We start from the raw sequence: 19,235 nt of genomic DNA, 5'->3' as shown, positions 1-19,235 counted from the left end.
CCTTGTAGAACCGCATCTATCGGATGTCTCAAACCCGATGACCGGAAGATATCGTCCCTTCCTCTTCCGGTCAGCTTTCGCCGGAACCGCGCCCGTGTCCCCGAACTAGCGGTTCCGGCTTTTTTCTTTGACCTTGCCGGACCTTCGTCCTATCCGAGTCTGAAGAGGGGGCAATTGCGCCCATGTACGATTCGGCGAATGCGAGCATGGACACCATCCTTCACCCGACCCCGGGCAATCCCATCCCTGGCAACCCGATCACCGGCTTCTTCAAGGGGCATCGGGGCGTCAGGCTGCGCTATGCGGTCTTCAAGTCGGACCGGCCCGTCTCCAAGGGCACCGTCGTCCTCCTGCATGGCCGCAACGAATCCATCGAGAAGTATTTCGAGACGATCCGCGACCTGAATGCGCGGGGCCTCTGGGTCGCCACCTATGACTTCCGGGGTCAGGGCGGTTCCGAGCGACTGCTGAAGAATGTCCGCAAGGGCCACGTCTACCGCTTTTCCGACTATGTGCGCGACCTCGAGATCTTTCTCGAGCAGATCGTCCTGCCGGACACCCGCCTGCCCTTCTTCCTGCTCGCCCACTCGACCGGCGGGCTGATCGCCCTGTCGGCGGCGCCCCGCCTCGCCAACCGCATCGACCGGATGGTGCTGATGGCGCCCTTTGTCGGGCTCGGCGGCCAGAAGCTCTCGCCGACGAACATTCACCGGATCTCGACGCTCGCGACCTTCACCGGCTTCGGACGCATCTGCCTGACCTCAGATGAACCTCTGAAACCCTTCGACGACAATCCGCTGACCTCCGACCAGCTGCGCTTCGAGCGCAACAACGAGATCATCCGCCGCTTCCCGCATCTGGCGCTCGGGCCGCCGACGGCGCGCTGGCTCTATGAGGCGCAGAAGACGATGAAGCGCGTCTCGTCGGCGCGCCACCTCGCCTCGATCACCGTGCCGACGGTGATCGTCGCGCCCGGCAAAGACCCGATCGTGCCCTATGCCTATCAGGAAAAGCTGTCGCAATATTTCCGCGCCGGCCAGCTGGTGCCGGTGCCGGGCAGCCGGCACGAGATCCTGCAAGAGCGGGACCGTTTCCGCGCCCAGGCGCTTGCGGCCTTCGACGCCTTCATTCCCGGCGGCGAACCCGAAAACGAAAACGGCGCGACAGACGCCGCGCCGGCTCTCACCGAGGACTGATCGCCCTCAATTGCTGTTGAGCATCGCCAGCGCTTCGGCATGAAGCGCTGCACTGCCGGCCGCGATGATCGAACCGCCGCCCTCCGGACGCCCGCCGTCCCAGGTGGTGACGACGCCGCCGGCCTGCTCGATCAGCGGGATCAGCGCGCCGACGTCATAGGGCTTCAGCACAGTCTCGATGACCAGGTCGACATGGCCGGCCGCAAGCAGCGCATAGGCGTAGCAGTCGATGCCATAGCGGAAGAGCTTCACCCGGTCCTGCACGGCCTGGAACCTGGCAACCTCGGGGCCCTTGAAGAGATGCGGCGAAGTGGAGAAAAGGATCGCGTTGTCGAGCCCGCCGCAATCGCGCGTGCGGATCTGTCGCTCACCGTCGGGACCGCTGTACCAGGACCGCTCGCCGTCGGCGAAATAGCGTTCACCGGTGAACGGCTGGTCCATCAGCCCCATGACCGAGCGCCCCTTCTCCTGGAAGCCGATCAGCGTGCCCCATACCGGAACGCCGGAGATGAAGGCGCGCGTGCCGTCGATCGGATCGATCACCCAGACATGGTCGCGGTCGGTCCCGACGTCTTCATGCTCCTCGCCGAGAATGCCGTGCTCCGGAAACTCGGCCTCGATCAACGCGCGGATGACGGCCTCCGCCGCCTGGTCGCCCTCGGTGACCGGGTCGAAGCCGCCCTGCTGCTTGTTGACCACGCTGAGCCCCGAACGAAAGCGCGGCAGGGTTTCGGCTTTGGCGGCATCGGCAAGACGATTGAAGAAGGAGCGATCGGGGCGCATCGGCTGTTCCGCTTGATGGTGAGGACGAGATGCCAGTCTCTTAAAGCAGTTTTGGCGATTTGCAATCTCTGCGCATCGAGCGCCCTCGAACCAAAAATGCGCAAAAAAGCGGCTTGCTCAAAAAAGTGACTTTTGAAACTTGACAATTGTGCGATGCAGCAATAGTGTCTTCCTTACAGTCCTTGGACTGTAAATACCCTCCTTGGGTGTTTCCTCCCTAGACTTAGCCGCGCCAATGGCGCGGTTTTTTTTGACCTGTCGGGGAAATCACTCGGCCGCGAGCGCGGCATCGCCGGAAAAATCGGCAACAAATTCAGACATCTGCTGCATGAACACCGCGATGGAGCCGGCGAGCGCGCAAAAGTCGTCCCGCTTTGCCAGCGTCGTCTCGTTGACGTAGATCGCCCGGTTCACCTCGATCTGCAGCGCATGCAGGCCTCGCGCCGGCCGGCCGTAGTGTTCGGTGATGAAGCCGCCGGCATAGGGCTTGTTCCGCACGGCCGTGAAGCCAAGACTGCCGAGGAATTCCAGCGCCGCCTCGGAGAGTTCGGCCGAGGCGCTGGTGCCATAGCGGTCGCCGATGATGAAATCCGGACGGATGCCGCTGCCGGCGATCCGGATATTGCCGGGCATCGAGTGGCAGTCGATCAGCACGCCGAACCCGAAACGCGCATGGGTCCGGGCGATCAGCTTGCGCAGGCAATGATGGTACGGCTTGTAGATTTCCTCGATCCGCTCCAGCGCTTCGGCGACCGGCAACCGCCGTGCGTAGATCTCCATGTTCTCCGCGACGATCTTCGGGATCGTCCCGAGGCCACCGGCCACACGCACCGAATTGATGTTGGCAAAGGGCGGAACCGGATCGGAAAACATCTTCGGATCGAGTTCGTAGGGTTCGCGATTGACGTCGACGAAGGCGCGCGGGAAATGGGCGAGCAGCATCGGCGCGCCGAGTTCGGGTGCAGCACCGAAGAGTTCGTCGACATAGTGGTCCTCGGACCGGCGGATCGCCGTTCCGTCAAGACGGGACTGCTCGAGAAAACTCAAAGGGTAGCGCCGGCCGCTATGCGGCGAGTTGTAGACGAAGGGAATGGACTGCGTTTCCGGCTCGCGCACCTCGAACAGCTGGAAATCGACTGCCATCCCGTCCACGGTGCCCCTTCTTTACCAAGTCACAATCTTCTTCTTAACATCATGTTGCCAGCTGGCCCCGCGGAAGTCCATACTGCCAGAAATGGCGGTCGGCGCCCCTTTTCCGGTTATTCACGGGATCTTTACTCGCGAAGAGCTAGCTTTGGGGGCTGAAAGCCCTACCCGAAATGAGTGAATAGCGGTCCCCACATGACACAGAAAATCCTTCTCGCCGAAGACGACAACGACATGCGCCGGTTCCTGGTGAAGGCACTGGAAAAGGCGGGCTACAAGGTGTCCTCCTTCGACAACGGCGCTAGCGCCTATGACCGCCTCCGGGAAGAACCCTTCTCGCTGCTTTTGACCGACATCGTCATGCCGGAAATGGACGGCATCGAGCTCGCGCGCCGCGCCACCGAGCTCGATCCGGACCTCAAGGTGATGTTCATCACCGGCTTCGCGGCCGTCGCGCTCAACGCCGATTCGAAGGCTCCGAAGGATGCCAAGGTCCTTTCCAAGCCTTTCCACCTTCGCGACCTCGTCGACGAAGTCAACAAACTCCTTGCTGCGTAAGGGGTTTCGCGGCGGCTGTAAAAAACTCTTCACAAAACCCCAAAAAGCCTATTGACGGGCGAACAGGTTTTGTGGTCTTAAGCCGCCATCGGATGGGCGTGTAGCTCAGCGGGAGAGCACTACGTTGACATCGTAGGGGTCACAGGTTCAATCCCTGTCACGCCCACCATCCTAATTCAAACAAGGGCTTGCCGAGAAATCGGCGAGCCCTTGTCGCATTCGGGACCAGGCCCTCAGGTACCGACTCAAGGGGCGATCTTCATCACTTCGTCCCCGACAAAGACGATGACATAACCGCCCATTGCCTCCGCCTCGCCCGCCCAACGCTTCAGCGTCGCAAGATATCTCTCGCCGCGCCAGACATCGGGACGACGCGGGTCGACCAGCACGGTGAGCTGCTGCCCCTGCCGGTAGACCATCATGTGACTGTGTGCAGGCTCCCACTCCGCCGCCATCTGCGGGTCGGTCATCCAGGAACAATAGAAGCTGCGGCACGTCCTGGGCCGCGCCTCATAGGCGAGACAGCCCTGATCGCGCACGCAATGGCGACAGAGCGTATTGGCGGGCTTGTCGAGCTCGTCGATGTCCGGCAGGTCGCAACAGAGCGTGCACCCCCCGCAGGCGCGTCCAGGCACTGTTATCGTGGCGGGCTCCGTCATCGATCCTCATTTCCATTGGCGCGCGTTCCTAGCATGCCCGCGCGCCCCGCGACTATCCGATCCATGCCGTCCTAGTCCATCAAGGGTCGCCCAACGCCGCGCCGGGGAGCAGATCACCCCATAACGGGAAAAGCCGCCGGCTCCTCATGAACCGGCGGCTTTCAGATACGCCCCTTCGGGCGGCTGGTCCGCCACGCCACAGCGTGACGAGCAGGTCGGGATCAGGTCTCCGCCGGCGGCCAGGGGCTGCGCAGCGATTTCTCCGAGATCTCGATGATCGGCTTGGGGGCCGCCGTTTCGCTCGGCAGGCTCCAGTTTTCGAGCGGCCCGAGCGACGCGGCGGGCATCGGCACAGATGGCTGCGACTGGCGGTCGTTGCGAGCCACTTCCAACTGGCCGGTCAGGATGGCGATCTCGGAGCGCAGCTGGCGGATCTCCGCCTTGGCGACTTCGGCACTCGAACGATACTGGCGGATCTCTTCCTGGTCGGCATGGCTGCGCTGGTCGAAGTCTCGCTTCAACGTTTCCGCGTCGCGATCCCGCTTGCCGCGCATGTTTTCCGAATCGCGCAGGCGCATCGTGAGTTCGCTCACCTGCAGCGACAGGTCGCGGCGCTGCGCCTCGTTGTCGGAATGCGTGGAACGGGCGTCCGACAGCTCCTGTGCCAGACGATCGGCCCTGAGCGACGACGTGGCGAACTCCGCCTTCACCTGCTTGAGTTCCGAACGCGTCGCCTGAAGCTCGTCCTCGACCAGCTTGACGCGGCCACGTGCGGTCACCAGCAGCTTCTCGACCAGTTCGGCCTTCGAACTGACCGCCTCGTTGCGGGTCACGAGCTGCGACATCTCGACGGTCATCGCGCTCTGCTTGGTGTCCAGTTCCGCCTGCAGCCGCTTGAGCTTCTCGTCCGTGAAGTTCAATTCCTGCTTCAGCGTGGTAACCTCGCCGACCAGATTGCGCGACAGGTTCTCCTGATGCACCAGGCCGGCCTTCAGCTGTCGCTTGTCCTCGGCCAGGCGCTCGATCTCGCGCGCCTGCGCATCGGCCTCGCGGCGCGACGTCTCGATCAGCACCTGGTGCTGGGTGCGCTCGGTCTCGTATTTCTCGCGCATGGCGGCGAAGTCGCGATTGCGCTGCTCGAGATCGTGATGGGCGCGCTTTAGAAGGGCCGCCGTCTCGTCGTACTGGCCGATCCGCTCGTCGAGTTCGCGGGCCGCGTCACGAAGGCGCGCTTCGACCACTGCCAAGTCATGGGCATTGGCCTCGTAGAGCGCCTCGAGCCGCACGAGCTTTTCGCGCGCCTCATCGGCATCGGACCGGAGTTGGGTATTTTCCGCCTTGAGCTCCTTGTTTTCGCCGGCCAGCCGCGCGCTTTCGGCGTCCAGCTTGCGCCGCGCATTGCTCTCGTAGTCGAGCAGCGTTGCGATACGCGCCCGCTCGGTGCGAAGCGTCCCGAGTTCGGCGAGCGCATCGCCATGCGACGTCAGCAGTGAAGATACCCGCTCCTGCAAGAAGCCGAGACCGGACAGCAGTTGCTCCGAGGAAAGATGGCTTTCCTCGACCACGGAACCGAAGGCCTCGCAGTCGCCAAGTTCGCCCCTGGGTTGCTGCGACATCACGGACGACGAAGACGTCATTGCCCCGACCGGGCGTCCGGCCGACGGTCCGGTCCCGGCAGAAACCTTGTGCTGCTCATCGGTACGGCGAAAAAAGCTCATGACCATCTTGTCCCCCAATCAGGTCCCAACAACTATTTCGTATATTTCTAATTAATTGTTTAGAAATGACTTTTCAGGTCACGTCGTCCACATCAGCTACCCATGATGGGAAGATTGAGCATGTTTTGACCTGCGTCAAAGCAAAGTTTCGGCGCATCGGACAGCCCTGCCACGATTCCAACAACTTTCTTACCCGCATGACGGTTTCGCGACGGCCGGAGACCGGCCGCCTGTATCAAAATGCGACTTTTGATTGATGAAATATAGCGGTGGGCCGCCCCGTCGGATCGCCTCAGCGATTGGCGACGGTACGGTGCGCCTCGGCGACAGACTCGCGAATCGCCGACGAAAGCGTCGCCACCATCTCGGCAAGTTCTTCCTCGCGGGCATTGTAGGGCGGCGCGAGGATGACCGTGTCGCCGGCGACGCCGCCGACATTGCCTGTGCAGGGATAGCAGATCAGCCCTGCCTCGAAGGCACGCCGGCCGATCGCCGCGTGCAGGCTGGCATAGGCGGGGAACGGTTCCTTCGTCTCCGGATCGGCGACCATCTCGAGACCGATGAAGAAGCCCCTGCCGCGCACGTCGCCGACTTCCGCCACATCGGCGAGCGCCGCGCGTAGTTCGGCCTGCAATTGCGCACCGCGCGCGGTCACCCGTTCCATGAGCCGATCCCGAGTGACGATCTTCTGGACGGCGACCCCGGCCGCACAGGCGGCGGTATGGCCGGTGAAGGTGTGGCCGGTCATCGCCCCGCCATGAGCGGCCATCAGCGTCTCGTGGACCTTGTCGCTGTAGAGTGCGGCGCCGAGTGGCTGGTAACCGGCGGCAAGTCCCTTGGCGATGCTCATGATGTCCGGCACGACGCCGTCATGCTCCAGCGCCCGCCACGTACCGGTCCGTCCCGAACCGCACATGACCTCGTCGCCGATCAGCAGGACGCCATATCGATCACAGACATCGCGCACCGCCCGGGCATAGCCTTCCGGCGCCGGCACGACGCCGCCGGCAGCCCCGACGACGGGCTCGAAGATGAAGGCCGCAACCTTGTCCGGTCCGATCTTCAGGATCTCGTCCTCCAGTTCCTGCGCGAGATAGGCGACGAGGCCTTCGGCGGAGACACCTTCCGGCCGGCGATAGGCATTGGCGCTGGAGACGAAGGTAACGTCGAGCAGGCTGCCCTCGAAGGCATCGCGGCGCGTCTTGAAATCGGAGACGGAGAGCGCGCCGAGCGTGTTTCCGTGCCAGGAGCGCCGGCGCGAGATGAACCGCCGGCGGCTCTTTTCGCCCCGGGCCGTATGATACTGGAGGGCGATCTTCATGCAGGACTCCACCGCTTCGGAGCCGCTGCACACATAGACGATGTTGGGAAAGTGTCCGCCCGTGTTGCGGGTGATGATTTCGGTCAGCTCCTCGACCGCGTCGGAGGTGAAGAGATAGCGATAGGCGTGCGCGATCCGGTCGAGCTGTTCCTTTACCGCTTCCGTCACTTCCGGATGCGCATGCCCGAGGCAGTAGACCGCCGGCCCACCCGACCCGTCGAGATATCGCTTGCCGTTTACGTCATAGAGGTAGCTTCCCTTCCCGTAGGCGATTTTCGGCAGGGCCTGCACACCGTAGCTGCTGCCGGTGCTGGTAATCTTGGCGTTGGACATCGTTCTTCTCTGGGCTGGCGCGCCATGACAAGGCGCGGGGGCGGGTCGGCTTTCGGGGCTGATGATACAGGCCTCGTTGCCGTACGCAAGAGAAATTAAACGAGTGTTCAGTTTCTAGATTGACGGCTCAGCCAGACGTGGTCGCGAGCATCGCATCCGTCCATTGTTCGCAAAGCCCGATCGCCTCCTCGGACGTGAAGGTCTCGGGGTTAAGGCACCATTCGAGCCACAGCCCGTCATGGATCGCGACGAGGCCGATGGCCGCAAGCCGCAGATCGGGAAGCGGCCTGCCGGACGCCTCCCACACTGCGGCGAGCAGATCCTCGAGCAGCCGGCGGTATTCGGCATAGGTCCGGTCGTGCACGTCGGTCATGATCGTCGAGTGATCGATCATCCCCCAGAACACCACCCAGGTGCGAAGCGTGCTGCGCTCCAGCACCGGCGCCGACAGCGAGGCACGGAAATAGGCGCTGAGCCGCGCGCGCGCATCGCTTCCGGCCGCTTCGACCTTCTCACGGATATTGTCGAGCAGGCCGAGCGACAACGCCTCGTAGGCATGCCCCACCAGTTCGTCCTTGCTGGCATAGTGATGATTGATCAGCCCGACCGAGATCCCGGCCTCCGCACTGATCTTGCGGATCGAAAGACCGGCATGACCCTCGCGGGCGAGGCAGGCAAGCGTCGCCGTGATGAGGGCGCGGCGGCGCTCCTCCGGAAGCTTGCGTTCGAATTTGCCGAGTTCGCCCATGCGCGGCTCCTGCCTGGACGGCCTTACTCGGCCGGACCGATGGTGATGTCGACCGGCTGGAGACCGTCGATCTCGCCCAGCACCCGGTCGCCGGGCGAAAGCGGGCCGACCCCGGCCGGCGTACCGGTGAAGATGAGATCCCCCGGAACGAGATGATAGAAGCGCGACAGATGGCTGATGAGTTCAGGAACCGACCAGACGAGGTCGCTCAGATGCGCGTCCTGGCGGGTTTCGCCGTTCACCGTCAGCCGTATGCGCTGCGGGCCGATGTCGGCGAACTCCGCAGCCCTTACGATCTCGGCGATCGGTGCCGAATTCTCGAATGCCTTGCCGAGCGACCACGGGCGCTGCTTGGCGCGCTCAGCAAGCTGCAGGTCGCGTCGCGTCAAATCGAGACCGGCGGCATAGCCAAAGATCGCGTCCGCGGCCTCTTCGACGTCGACCCGGAAGGCCGGTGCGCCGATGGCAACGACAAGCTCCATCTCGTAGTGAAAATTCGAAGTCCCCGGCGGATAGGGAATGGCGGCGCCGCTCGCGACGATCGCCGAGGCCGGCTTGGTGAAGTAGAACGGCGCCTCGCGGTCCACCTCGTACCCCATTTCGGCGGCGTGTTCGGCATAGTTGCGGCCGACCCCGAAAACACGATGAACCGGATAACCGGCCGTCTCGCCCCGGACGGGGACCACGGGAATAGCCGGAATTTCGAAAAGCGTCTTCATGTCTTGCCTCGTACCGCAATTATCCGCATCGACATAAATCAGGAACGCCGTCGTCTCGCCAGTATCGACGGGTCGGAGGCGCCGGAAAAATGCGCTGACCACGCTTCAAGTCACACCTCGAAACGACCCTACCCTTTTTTGTTGTGCTAATAAGCGCTAGAGAAAGCGTGTATTAGCGGGGGGAACGCAATCGTGAAACTGGAAATCTATGATCTGCCCGGACATCTGGTGAGGCGCCTCAACCAGGCTTCCGTATCAATCTTCATGGACGAGACGGCGAAGAAGGGCTTCGACCTCACGCCAGTCCAGTATGCCGCGCTGAGCGCGATCGACGCCACGCCGGGCCTCGACCAGGCAACCGTTGCCAACCACATCGCCTACGACCGCGTCACCATCGGTGGCGTGGTCGATCGTCTCGTGCAGAAGGAACTGGTGCGGCGGGAGACCAACCCGAAGGACCGCCGCGCCCGCAACCTTTTCCTGACCGAGAAGGGTGCCGAGACGCTCGCCGAGATCCGCCCGGTCGTCAGGGAGAGCCAGACTATCCTTCTCGAGGGGCTGACCGACGGCGAACGCCAGGAACTGGTTCGCCTGCTGCGCAAGGCAAGCGACGCCGTCAACGATCGCAGCCGGGCGCCGCTGCGCCTCGACTGAGGTACCGCTCCGCCCCGACCTGCGTCAGGGAACGAGAACCGCCGCCCCCTGGAAACGCCCGTGCCGCAGATCGTCCAGCGCCTCGTTGGCGCGGTCCAACGGGTAGACGGTGGTCGTCGTCACGACGCCGGCACGGGGCGCCAGTTCCAGGAACTCGATCGCATCGGCACGGGTGAGATTGGCCACCGACAGGATCTGACGCTCGCCCCAGAGGATGGAATAGGGAAACTGCGGGATGTCGCTCATGTGAATGCCGCCGCAGACGACCCGCCCACCCTTGGCCACCGCCCGCAAGGCCGCCGGAACCAGGTCGCCGACTGGGGCAAAGATCATCGCCGCGTCGAGCATGGCCGGCGGCGTCTCGTCCGAGCTTCCCGCCCATGTCGCGCCAAGTGATCGTGCCATCGCCTGCGCCGCCGCGTCGCCGGGACGGGTGAAGGCATAGACTTCACGTCCCTGATAGCCGCAGACCTGCGCGATGATGTGGGCCGCGGCCCCGAAACCGTAGATCCCGACCCGCCGGCCCTCACCTGCCATCTTGAGCGACCGCCAGCCGATCAGTCCGGCGCACATCAGGGGCGCGGCCGCGATCGGATCAGCAAAGCCGTCGAGCGGAAAGGCAAAGGCTTCGTCCGCCACCACATGCGTGGCGAACCCTCCGTCGCGCGTGTAGCCGGTGAAGCCCGGATGGTCGCAAAGGTTCTCCCGACCGCTTTCGCAATAGCTGCAGCAGCCGCATGTATGACCGAGCCAGGGGATGCCGACCCGCCGACCGGGGGCAAGCGAGGTCTCCTCTCCGCAGCTCTCGACGATTCCGACGATCTCGTGGCCAGGCACCAGCGGAAGTTTTGGCTCGGTGAGGTCCCCGTCGACCACATGCAGGTCGGTCCGGCAGACAGCACAGGCCTCGACCCGCACGACGATTTCTCCCGGCCCGGCCACCGGATCGGGCCGCTCTTCCAGCTTCAACGCCTCGCCCGGCCGGTGAAGCACCATCGCTTTCATGGCATATCTCCCTGACGCATCGCGCATGACATCGCGGCTCGCGATCGTCTATGCTGGAAAAGCCTTCATGACGCTGTGATCGGAATCAAGTTCTTTTCGACGTCCATCCCTTCAGCCCGGACAATCCCATGTCATCCGTTGCCACGCCTGTTTCCGTCGACCCTACCGAGTTGCATGCCTATTGGAGCCTTCCGCAAAGCGATCTGCTGGCCGATCTCGGCACCGGCGAAAAGGGCTTGTCGACGGACACCGCCCAAGCGCGGCTGAAGCAGGTCGGCGCCAATGTCTTTCGCGACGAAAGCCGCTGGCTGGGGCTCCGGATCTTCTTCGGCCAGTTCAAGAGCCCGCTCGTCCTCATCCTCGTCGTGGCCGCCGCGATCTCGATCGCGGTCGGCGAATGGCGGGAAGCCATCATCATCACCATCATCGTCCTCGCCAGTTCGCTGCTCAGCTTCTACCAGGAATACTCCGCCTCTCGCGCCGTGGAAGAACTCAAGGCGCGGATCGGCTTCAAGGCAAAGGTCTGGCGCGACGGGACGCTTGGCGCGCTCCCGGCGAACCTCCTCGTTCCCGGTGACGTCATCGAGCTTGCGGCGGGCGACCTCATTCCCGCCGACGCCGTCATCCTCTCGGCGACCGACCTGTTCGTCAGCCAGTCGGCGCTGACCGGAGAAACCTTCCCCGTCGAGAAGCGTCCCGGCGAGGTGTCGAAGGAGGCGGTGCTCGCCAACCGCTCGAACGTCGTCTTCACCGGTTCGTCGGTCCGCAGCGGCATCGGCCGTGCCGTGATCGTCGAAACCGGTTCCGCCACCGAATACGGCACGATCGCCGGTCACCTGCAGGTCGAGCCTCCGGAGACGGATTTCGCCCGCGGCATCCGCCATTTCGGCTACCTGATGACGCGGGTCACGCTGATCATCGTGGTGGTGATCTTCGCCGGCAACCTGCTTCTCGAACGCCCGCTGATCGACTCCCTGCTCTTTGCGCTTGCCATCGCAGTCGGGCTGACCCCGGAACTCCTGCCGGCCATCGTCAGCGTCACGCTGTCGAACGGTGCCCGTCGGATGGCCGCCGGTGGCGTGATCGTCCGCCGTCTCGCCTCGATCGAGAACCTCGGCAGCATGAACCTGCTCTGCACGGACAAGACCGGCACGCTGACCGAGGGCGTCGTGCGGCTGGACCGCCTCGAAGGCCCGCTCGGCACCGCCGACAACGCCTTGCTGACATTCGCCGCCCTCAACGCCCGCCTGCAGAACGGCATGGCGAACCCGCTCGACGACGCGATCGACACCGCGGCGACCGGGGCAGGCACGGACACTTCAAAGTTCCGCAAGGTCGGGGAAATCCCCTACGACTTCCTTCGCAAGCGCCTCTCCGTGATCGTCGAGGAACCTGGCAAGCCCGGCCAGCGGCTGATCACCAAGGGCGCGCTCGCCAACATCCTCGAAATCTCGACGACCTATCTCGAGGGTGGCGAAAGCCGTCCGCTGGATGCCGAAACCCGCCAGACACTCGAGAAGCGCTTCTCGGACTGGAGCGCGGAAGGTTTTCGCGTCCTCGGCCTTGCCGTCCGCCACTTCGACACGCCACCCGAAACCTATCACCGCGACAGCGAGACCGAGGTGACCTTCGCCGGTTTCCTGCTGTTCAGCGACCCGCCGAAACAGGGAATCGTCGAGACCCTGGCCGCCCTTGCCAGACGCGGCATCGCCGTCAAGGTCATCACCGGCGACAACCGCTACGTCGCCGCCCACCTCGCCCGCTCGGTCGGCCTTTCGGCCGACCACATCCTGACCGGCGAGGAGCTTTCCCGCACCGCGGACGAAGCGCTGGCGGCCCTTGCCTCGAAGACGGACCTGTTCGTCGAGATCGATCCCAACCAGAAACAGCGCATCGTCGCCGCCCTGCGCGGGCGCGGCCATGTCGTCGGCTATCTCGGCGACGGCATCAACGACGCGCCCGCGCTCCACGAGGCCGATATCGGCATTTCGGTCGAAGGTGCCGCCGATGTCGCCCAGCAGGCCGCCGACATGGTGCTCGTCGACAAGAACCTCGACGTGCTACTCGACGGAGTCGACAACGGACGAAAAACCTTCGCCAACACGCTCAAATACGTATCGACCACAACCAGCGCCAACTTCGGCAACATGATCAGCATGTCGGTCGCCTCCTTCGTGCTGCCCTTCCAGCCCCTGCTCGCCAAGCAGATCCTGCTCAACAACTTCCTCTCCGACATCCCGTCGCTGACGATCGCCAGTGACAATGTCGACGAACAGGCCGTCATGCTCCCGCAACGCTGGAACATCGACTACGTACAGCGTTTCATGATCGTCTTCGGTCTGATCAGCACGGTGTTCGACATGCTGACCTTCGGCTTCCTGATGGTGATGACGAAGGAGACGGCGGCGATCTTCCAGACGGGATGGTTCGTGGAGTCGCTGATCACCGAGCTTGCCATCGTGCTGGTCATCCGCACCGCCAAGCCGGCCTGGAAGAGCCGACCGGGACGCTGGCTGCTGATCTCCACGATCGCTGTGATCGTGCTCGCCCTGTCGGTCCCCTACCTGCCCGGCGCCGACTGGTTCGGTTTCGTGCCGCTGCCGCCGGGCGTGCTCGCCGGCCTTGCGATCATCACGCTGCTCTACCTGATCGCCTCCGAAGTCGCCAAGCACTGGTTCTTCACCCATGAGCACGCGCGCAGAACTACTCGCCAGCACCCACGCCGGCGTCGCGCGGCGAAACCCACGCGCCGTGTCGGCACCGTGTGAAACGGGACGTTAATCCCGCGCGAGGTAGGGTCCGCGACAATCGACTTGTCTGCCGCGACGGACCAAAGGCGCCGGGCTGCGGCGACTTTGGTCCGTTCCGCGTAAGGCTTGGAGTCGTCACCAAAAAATGCAACAAAAGGCAATATTGGGGAGTTGAGGCTCGGGATCGGAAGGCCGGGAAGGCAACGCTGTCTTTGCCGGCCATCGTGTCCTTTCTCCGGCAACACAGTGCCGAAACCCCTTCATACGCGAAACCGAAAGGTAAAGCTCGACATGACCGTGAAGATTGTACCCGTCATCATGGCGGGAGGAAAAGGAACCCGCCTCTGGCCGCTGTCGCGCGCCACTGCTGCCAAACAGTTCATCCGCTTCATCGGTGACAAGACCCTCTTCCAGGGGACGCTCGACCGGGTATCCGACCCCGAACTCTACGAACCACCGCTTGTCGTCACCAACGAGGAGTTCCGCTTCCTCGTCGCCGAACAGGCCCGCGAAGAAGGCATCAAGCTCTCAGGGATCGTGCTGGAACCGGAAGCCCGCAACACTGCGGCAGCCGTTGCCGTGGCAGCGCTGATCGCTGCCGATCTCTACGGCAAGGATGCCGTGGTGCAGATCCTGCCCTCCGACCACGACATCATCGCCGACGACACCTATCGCAATTGCGTGGCGACCGCGGCAGCGGCGGCCCGCACCGGCAAGATCGTCACCTTCGGCATCACCCCGAACGAACCGGCGACCGGCTACGGCTACATCGAGCTGGGCGACGCGCTGCCCGGCGGCGCCCATGCCGTCAAGCGCTTCGTCGAGAAGCCGAAGCTCGAAGACGCCGAAAAGATGCTGGCGTCCGGCAACTTCTTCTGGAATTCGGGCATGTTCGTCTTCAGTGCCGAGCACATGCTCGCCGAACTGCGTACGCTGGCCCCGGAAGTCGTGGCAGCCTCGGAAAAATCGGTGGAGAAATCGACGAAGGATCTCGATTTCATCCGCCTCGACGCCGCCGCCTTCGCCGAGAACCCCAACATCTCCATCGACTATGCCGTCATGGAAAAGACGCCGAACGCCGCAGTCGTCCCCTCGCCGATCACCTGGTCCGACCTCGGCAGCTGGGATGCGGTCTGGAAGATCGGTGAAGCCGATGCCGACGGCAACGTGGTGAGCGGCAACGCTACCCTGGTGAACACCCGAAACTCCCTGGTCATGTCCCGCGACAATCACTTGGCCGTGCAGGGCATGGAGGGCGTGGCCGTCATTGCGAGCGAGGACGCCGTCTATGTCGGCCGCCTCGACGACAGCCAGCAGGTCGGCAATCTCGTCAAGCTGCTCGCCGCCGACAGGAAGACCGCGGCGCTGACGGAGAACCATCCGACGTCGCTGCGTCCCTGGGGCGGTTACACCTCGATCCTCAACGGCGAACGCTTCCAGGTGAAGCGCCTCTTCGTCCATCCGGGCAAGAAACTGTCGCTGCAGAAGCACCACCACCGCTCGGAGCACTGGATCTGCGTCAAGGGAGCCGCCGAAGTCACCATCGATGACAAGGTGATGATGCTGCACGAGAACCAGTCGGTCTACATCCCGCAGGGTGCCGTGCACCGCCTCGGCAATCCCGGCAAGATCCTCCTCGAACTGATCGAAATCCAGACCGGCTCCTATCTCGGCGAGGACGACATCATCCGTCTCGTCGACGAGTTCGGCCGGAGCTGAGCGTTCGAAAGATCGGAGGCGACCAGCCTTTCATTCGGGACCCGCGGAACCATGTTCCGCGGGTCTTTTCGTTTTCAGCGCTGTTATCCTGCGTCCTTTTGACCGCGTTCTCGCCCGTCCACCGCGCTTGCCGCGTCCAGCAAGATATGTTAATGACTGACCGGACAGTCATTAACGATCGAACGAGAAGATGACCGAGAAGACCCGCAGACGGCGCGATCCGGAGGAACGGCGCGCCGAGATCCTTGCAGCAGCCTTCGCGCTGTTTTCCGAGCGCGGTTTCGCCGCCACACGCATCGAAGACGTTGCCGCCCGCGCCGGCATCGCCAAGGGGACCGTCTACCTGCACTTTCCGGACAAGGAGGCGCTCTTCACCTCGCTCGCCTCCGGCATGGCCTCGCCTCTCCTCGCCCGCATGGCCGAGATGGCCAACAACGACAGGATCCCGCCAAAAAGCGTGATCGCCGGCCTCTATGCCATGGCCGACAGCGAGATCCTCGGTACCGACCGCCGGCACATGCTTCGCCTCCTGATCTCGGAGGGGCAGTTCTTCCCCGTTGTCGCGGAATTCTACCATCGCAACGTCCTGTCCGTCGGACTTGCCCTCCTGCGCCGTGTGCTCGAACGGGCTGCCGAGCGCGGAGAGCTGCGCAACCCGAAGGTCGCCGAGGTACCGCAACTGGTCTTCGCTCCGGTTCTCATGTCGATCATCTGGAAATCGCTGTTCGAACCCTACGAGCATCTCGACACCAAAACCGTGTTCGCGACCTTCCTCGAAACCCTGTTCCTGCCCTCCGAAGGAGAGGCGTCATGAAACGCGTCATTCTGCTCGCCGCCCTCGTCGTCCTCGCGCTCCTTGCCGTTCCGCTCTACCTGGGCAACCATCGCGAACGGCCTTACCAGGGATGGATCGAGGCGGACCTCCTGTTCATCGGCCCGGAAAGTGCCGGGCGGCTGGCGAAGGTCACCGTCGCGGAAGGCGATGCGGTCGAGAAGGGCGCGCTGCTGTTCGCGACCGAGGACACCGCCGCCCGCGCCCTGATCGCGGCGAAGGAAGCAAGCTATGAGGCGCTTCAGGCCCAGCACGATCTCGCCATTGCCGCGCAGAAACGGCCGGAGGAAATCACGATCCTGAAGGCCTCCGAACGTCAGGCCGAGGCCCAGCTGTCCCTCTCCCAGCAGGAATTGAACCGCATGCGCGCGCTTGCCGACAGCGGCACGGCCACCCGCGCCAATCTCGATGCGGCGATTGCGGCCGAGGCGGCAAATCGCGCCGCCCTCGACAACATTCGCGGGCAGATCGCACTCGCAGGCCTGCCCGCCCGCTCCGAAACGATCCGCCAGACTGAACGGACGATGGAAGCGGCAAAGGCAGACCTCGCCTCCGCCCGCGATGCACTGGAACGGCTCTCCGTCGAGGGGCCGGCCGGAGGCAGCGTCCAGACCCTATACTACAAGGCGGGCGAAGTCGTGCCCGCCGGCCGTCCCGTCGTCGCCCTTCTGGCACCGGACGCCGTGCGCATCCGCTTCTTCGTCGCGGAAACCGACGTCGCCCGCTTCGCCCTCGGGCAAACGGTGAATATCTCCTGCGACGGCTGCGCCACCACGGCTGCAAAGGTCAGTTTCATCTCCGGTGAAGCGGAGTACACGCCGCCGGAAATCTACAGCCTCGAAGAACGGGCAAAGCTCGTCTACCGGGTCGAGGCGATCCCCGAGCATCCCGAAAAGCTGCGGATCGGCATGCCCGTCGACGTCATGATGGCGGGCACGGCGAAATGACCGAGGCGGCCGCCCCATCTGAGCCTGTCATCGACGTCACCGACCTGACCAAGAGCTTTGGTGACCGCGTCGTCGTCGACAAGCTCTCGCTCAAGGTGCGCAAGGGTTCCATTCACGGCTTCCTTGGACCGAACGGCTCCGGCAAGACGACGACGATCCGGATGCTCTGCGGCCTTCTCACCCCGGACGGCGGCAGCGGCACCTGCCTCGGCTACGACATCCTCACCCAGTCGGAAGCGATCCGCCGCAGGGTCGGCTACATGACCCAGAAATTTTCGCTCTACCAGGACCTGTCGATCCGAGAAAATCTCGAATTCGTCGCCCGTGTCTACAATCTCGACGACCCGAAGCGAAAGGCCCGCGACGCCATCGAACGGCTTGGCCTGTCGGGCCGCGAGAACCAGCTCGCCGGCAATCTGTCCGGCGGCTGGAAGCAGCGGCTGGCACTCGGCGCCTGCATTCTGCCCGAACCGGACCTCCTGCTGCTCGACGAGCCAACCGCCGGCGTCGATCCGAAGGCCCGGCGCGAGTTCTGGAGCGAGATCCACGCGCTCGCCGCCGAAGGCCTGTCCGTGCTCGTTTCCACCCACTACATGGACGAGGCGGAACGCTGTCACGAGATCGCCTACATGGCCTATGGCAAGCTTCTGGTCCGAGGGACCGTTGACGAGGTGATCGCCTCGACGGGATTGCACACCTGGACCGTGTCCGGTCCGGGCGTACACCGGCTCCAGTCGGAGCTGGAGGCGATCGGCGGCATCGACATGGTCGCCCCGTTCGGCACCAGCCTGCATGTCTGCGGCCGCGACGAGGCCGCCCTGCTCGCCGCGATCGCGCCTTTCCGGGCGCGTTCCGACCTGCAATGGGCGCCGAGCGAACCCACGCTCGAAGACACCTTCATCGAGCTGATGAACCGTTCGGAGGACAATTTCCAATGACGACACGACGGTTCGAGGACGGCTTTCTTCGCCGCTTCTGGGCGATGACCATCAAGGAATTCATCCAGATGACGCGCGACCGGATCACGCTCGCCACCATGGTGATGATCCCGGTCATGCAGCTCTTCCTGTTCGGCTTCGCCATCAACACCACACCGCACCATCTGCCGACCGCCGTCCTGATGCGCGAGAACAGCGATCTCGGCCGCTCCATCCTCGCCGCCCTCGAAAACACCGACTTCTTCGACATTCGCGGTATCGTGACCCGCGCCGAGGACATGGATCGCCTGCTCGAATCCGGCCGCGCACTCTTCGTCGTGGAGATCCCGGACGGTTTCGAGCGAGCCGTCAGGCGCGGTGAGAGCCCGGCCCTGCTGGTTGCGGCCGATGCCACCGACCCTGTTGCAGCAAGTTCCGCGCTCGGTGCCCTGTCCGGCATCATAGCCAGCGCGCTCGAACACGACCGCATGATATCGATTGCCGAGGCGAGCAAGCCGCCTTTCACCATCGTCCAGCACCGCCGCTACAACCCGGCGGGATCCTCGACGCTCAACATCGTCCCCGGCCTGCTCGGCACGATCCTGACCATGACGCTGCTGATCTTCACCGCGCTTTCCGTCACCCGGGAGCTCGAACGGGGCACCATGGAAAACCTGCTCTCCATGCCGATCAAGCCGATCGAGATCATGCTCGGCAAGATCGCCCCTTACGTCGTCATCGGGCTCGTGCAGGCCATCATCATCATCGCAGCCGGCTATTTCGTCTTTCGGGTGCCCATTCTCGGCAGCCCGCTCGCGCTCGCAGGTGTCACGGCCCTCTTCGTCGTCTCCAACCTGTCGATCGGCTACACCTTCTCGACGATCGCCACCAACCAGCTGCAGGCGGTGCAGATGGCCATGATGTTCTTCCTGCCGAACATCCTCCTGTCGGGCTTCATGTTCCCCTTTGCCGGCATGCCCAACTGGGGCCAGTGGATCGGCGAGGCGCTGCCGCTCACCCATTACATCCGCGTGGTGCGGGCCATCATGCTGAAGGGCGCGTCGATCGACGTACTCGCCTATGACACGCTGGCGCTTGTCTTCCTCACCATGGTCGCGATGACCGTCGCCGTACGGCGCTTCCGCCGCACGCTCGATTGAGCCGGGCGGGTGGGGCAGGAGGCGGCACGTCGGCGGATCGACGGCCTTGCTTTATGACGCTGCATTGCAC

17 protein-coding genes and 1 tRNA gene are annotated in these 19,235 nt (G+C 63.8%); 10 read left to right on the top strand and 8 right to left on the bottom strand.

Going from position 1 to position 19,235, the window contains the following annotated elements; all coding sequences use genetic code 11:
* The first annotated feature begins 206 nt into the window (after positions 1 to 206).
* Positions 207 to 1,196: an alpha/beta fold hydrolase gene (locus HHL25_RS00520; RefSeq protein WP_169586213.1), complete on the top strand. Its 990-nt coding sequence runs from the start codon at positions 207 to 209 to the stop codon at positions 1,194 to 1,196.
* A 6-nt stretch (positions 1,197 to 1,202) separates the two neighbouring features.
* Here HHL25_RS00520 and hisN read toward each other — a convergent pair whose 3' ends face one another.
* Positions 1,203 to 1,979, bottom strand: coding sequence for a histidinol-phosphatase (hisN, locus tag HHL25_RS00515; RefSeq protein ID WP_169586211.1), 777 nt, complete (start codon positions 1,977 to 1,979; stop codon positions 1,203 to 1,205).
* Between the two features lie 267 nt (positions 1,980 to 2,246).
* On the bottom strand, positions 2,247 to 3,122 hold the full coding sequence (locus tag HHL25_RS00510; protein ID WP_169589495.1) for an N-formylglutamate amidohydrolase: 876 nt from the start codon (positions 3,120 to 3,122) through the stop codon (positions 2,247 to 2,249).
* Positions 3,123 to 3,320: 198 nt separating this feature from the next.
* Between HHL25_RS00510 and cpdR1 the strand changes: the two genes are divergently transcribed.
* Positions 3,321 to 3,683, top strand: a complete 363-nt coding sequence (cpdR1, locus tag HHL25_RS00505; RefSeq protein WP_006726917.1) for a response regulator CpdR1 — start codon at positions 3,321 to 3,323, stop codon at positions 3,681 to 3,683.
* Between the two features lie 94 nt (positions 3,684 to 3,777).
* A tRNA-Val gene (locus HHL25_RS00500) sits at positions 3,778 to 3,852 on the top strand.
* 76 nt (positions 3,853 to 3,928) lie between these two features.
* On the opposite strand, the gene HHL25_RS00495 is transcribed toward HHL25_RS00500, so the two are convergent.
* The 5 genes from HHL25_RS00495 to HHL25_RS00475 form a co-directional block, all read right to left on the bottom strand.
* Entirely contained in the window at positions 3,929 to 4,342 is a 414-nt protein-coding gene (locus HHL25_RS00495) for a hypothetical protein (protein WP_169586210.1), read from the bottom strand.
* A gap of 221 nt (positions 4,343 to 4,563) precedes the next feature.
* Entirely contained in the window at positions 4,564 to 6,060 is a 1,497-nt protein-coding gene (locus HHL25_RS00490; protein WP_246701663.1) for a hypothetical protein, read from the bottom strand.
* 292 nt (positions 6,061 to 6,352) lie between these two features.
* Positions 6,353 to 7,714 (bottom strand): aspartate aminotransferase family protein, encoded by a 1,362-nt coding sequence (locus tag HHL25_RS00485; protein ID WP_169586206.1) that lies wholly within the window; start codon positions 7,712 to 7,714, stop codon positions 6,353 to 6,355.
* 127 nt (positions 7,715 to 7,841) lie between these two features.
* A complete protein-coding gene (locus tag HHL25_RS00480; RefSeq protein ID WP_169586204.1) occupies positions 7,842 to 8,462 on the bottom strand; it encodes a TetR family transcriptional regulator C-terminal domain-containing protein in 621 nt (206 codons plus the stop codon).
* Positions 8,463 to 8,485: 23 nt separating this feature from the next.
* Positions 8,486 to 9,181: a fumarylacetoacetate hydrolase family protein gene (locus HHL25_RS00475; RefSeq protein WP_169586202.1), complete on the bottom strand. Its 696-nt coding sequence runs from the start codon at positions 9,179 to 9,181 to the stop codon at positions 8,486 to 8,488.
* 192 nt (positions 9,182 to 9,373) lie between these two features.
* Between HHL25_RS00475 and HHL25_RS00470 the strand changes: the two genes are divergently transcribed.
* Entirely contained in the window at positions 9,374 to 9,835 is a 462-nt protein-coding gene (locus HHL25_RS00470; protein WP_315852991.1) for a MarR family winged helix-turn-helix transcriptional regulator, read from the top strand.
* Positions 9,836 to 9,859: 24 nt separating this feature from the next.
* Here HHL25_RS00470 and HHL25_RS00465 read toward each other — a convergent pair whose 3' ends face one another.
* A complete protein-coding gene (locus HHL25_RS00465) occupies positions 9,860 to 10,840 on the bottom strand; it encodes a zinc-dependent alcohol dehydrogenase family protein (RefSeq protein WP_169586200.1) in 981 nt (326 codons plus the stop codon).
* A 128-nt stretch (positions 10,841 to 10,968) separates the two neighbouring features.
* Between HHL25_RS00465 and mgtA the strand changes: the two genes are divergently transcribed.
* From mgtA to HHL25_RS00435, 6 genes are all read left to right on the top strand, one after another.
* Positions 10,969 to 13,608, top strand: coding sequence for a magnesium-translocating P-type ATPase (gene mgtA, locus HHL25_RS00460; RefSeq protein ID WP_169586198.1), 2,640 nt, complete (start codon positions 10,969 to 10,971; stop codon positions 13,606 to 13,608).
* A gap of 273 nt (positions 13,609 to 13,881) precedes the next feature.
* Entirely contained in the window at positions 13,882 to 15,309 is a 1,428-nt protein-coding gene (locus tag HHL25_RS00455) for a mannose-1-phosphate guanylyltransferase/mannose-6-phosphate isomerase (RefSeq protein WP_169586196.1), read from the top strand.
* 190 nt (positions 15,310 to 15,499) lie between these two features.
* Entirely contained in the window at positions 15,500 to 16,123 is a 624-nt protein-coding gene (locus HHL25_RS00450) for a TetR/AcrR family transcriptional regulator (protein ID WP_169586194.1), read from the top strand.
* Entirely contained in the window at positions 16,120 to 17,088 is a 969-nt protein-coding gene (locus HHL25_RS00445) for an HlyD family secretion protein (protein WP_169586192.1), read from the top strand. The genes HHL25_RS00450 and HHL25_RS00445 overlap by 4 nt, the downstream gene beginning before the upstream one ends.
* Positions 17,085 to 18,026, top strand: a complete 942-nt coding sequence (locus tag HHL25_RS00440; RefSeq protein WP_169586190.1) for an ABC transporter ATP-binding protein — start codon at positions 17,085 to 17,087, stop codon at positions 18,024 to 18,026. The genes HHL25_RS00445 and HHL25_RS00440 overlap by 4 nt, the downstream gene beginning before the upstream one ends.
* Positions 18,023 to 19,165 (top strand): ABC transporter permease, encoded by a 1,143-nt coding sequence (locus tag HHL25_RS00435; RefSeq protein ID WP_169586188.1) that lies wholly within the window; start codon positions 18,023 to 18,025, stop codon positions 19,163 to 19,165. Before HHL25_RS00440 ends, HHL25_RS00435 begins: the two co-directional genes overlap by 4 nt.
* Positions 19,166 to 19,235 lie beyond the last annotated feature (70 nt).

Origin of the sequence: Rhizobium terricola (assembly GCF_012927355.1) — a bacterium.
GTDB lineage: Bacteria > Pseudomonadota > Alphaproteobacteria > Rhizobiales > Rhizobiaceae > Allorhizobium > Allorhizobium terricola.
This window is presented reverse-complemented; position numbering and strand designations above follow the sequence as displayed.

Coding starts and splice junctions, on each gene's coding strand:
- HHL25_RS00445 (WP_169586192.1), top strand. CDS start 16,120: ATGAAACGCGTCATTCTGCTCGCCGCCCTCGTCGTCCTCGCGCTCCTT.
- HHL25_RS00450 (WP_169586194.1), top strand. CDS start 15,500: ATGACCGAGAAGACCCGCAGACGGCGCGATCCGGAGGAACGGCGCGCC.
- HHL25_RS00455 (WP_169586196.1), top strand. CDS start 13,882: ATGACCGTGAAGATTGTACCCGTCATCATGGCGGGAGGAAAAGGAACC.
- HHL25_RS00475 (WP_169586202.1), bottom strand. CDS start 9,181: ATGAAGACGCTTTTCGAAATTCCGGCTATTCCCGTGGTCCCCGTCCGG.
- HHL25_RS00440 (WP_169586190.1), top strand. CDS start 17,085: ATGACCGAGGCGGCCGCCCCATCTGAGCCTGTCATCGACGTCACCGAC.
- HHL25_RS00495 (WP_169586210.1), bottom strand. CDS start 4,342: ATGACGGAGCCCGCCACGATAACAGTGCCTGGACGCGCCTGCGGGGGG.
- HHL25_RS00520 (WP_169586213.1), top strand. CDS start 207: ATGGACACCATCCTTCACCCGACCCCGGGCAATCCCATCCCTGGCAAC.
- HHL25_RS00480 (WP_169586204.1), bottom strand. CDS start 8,462: ATGGGCGAACTCGGCAAATTCGAACGCAAGCTTCCGGAGGAGCGCCGC.
- HHL25_RS00465 (WP_169586200.1), bottom strand. CDS start 10,840: ATGAAAGCGATGGTGCTTCACCGGCCGGGCGAGGCGTTGAAGCTGGAA.
- HHL25_RS00510 (WP_169589495.1), bottom strand. CDS start 3,122: ATGGCAGTCGATTTCCAGCTGTTCGAGGTGCGCGAGCCGGAAACGCAG.
- cpdR1 (WP_006726917.1), top strand. CDS start 3,321: ATGACACAGAAAATCCTTCTCGCCGAAGACGACAACGACATGCGCCGG.
- hisN (WP_169586211.1), bottom strand. CDS start 1,979: ATGCGCCCCGATCGCTCCTTCTTCAATCGTCTTGCCGATGCCGCCAAA.
- mgtA (WP_169586198.1), top strand. CDS start 10,969: ATGTCATCCGTTGCCACGCCTGTTTCCGTCGACCCTACCGAGTTGCAT.
- HHL25_RS00490 (WP_246701663.1), bottom strand. CDS start 6,060: ATGAGCTTTTTTCGCCGTACCGATGAGCAGCACAAGGTTTCTGCCGGG.
- HHL25_RS00435 (WP_169586188.1), top strand. CDS start 18,023: ATGACGACACGACGGTTCGAGGACGGCTTTCTTCGCCGCTTCTGGGCG.
- HHL25_RS00485 (WP_169586206.1), bottom strand. CDS start 7,714: ATGTCCAACGCCAAGATTACCAGCACCGGCAGCAGCTACGGTGTGCAG.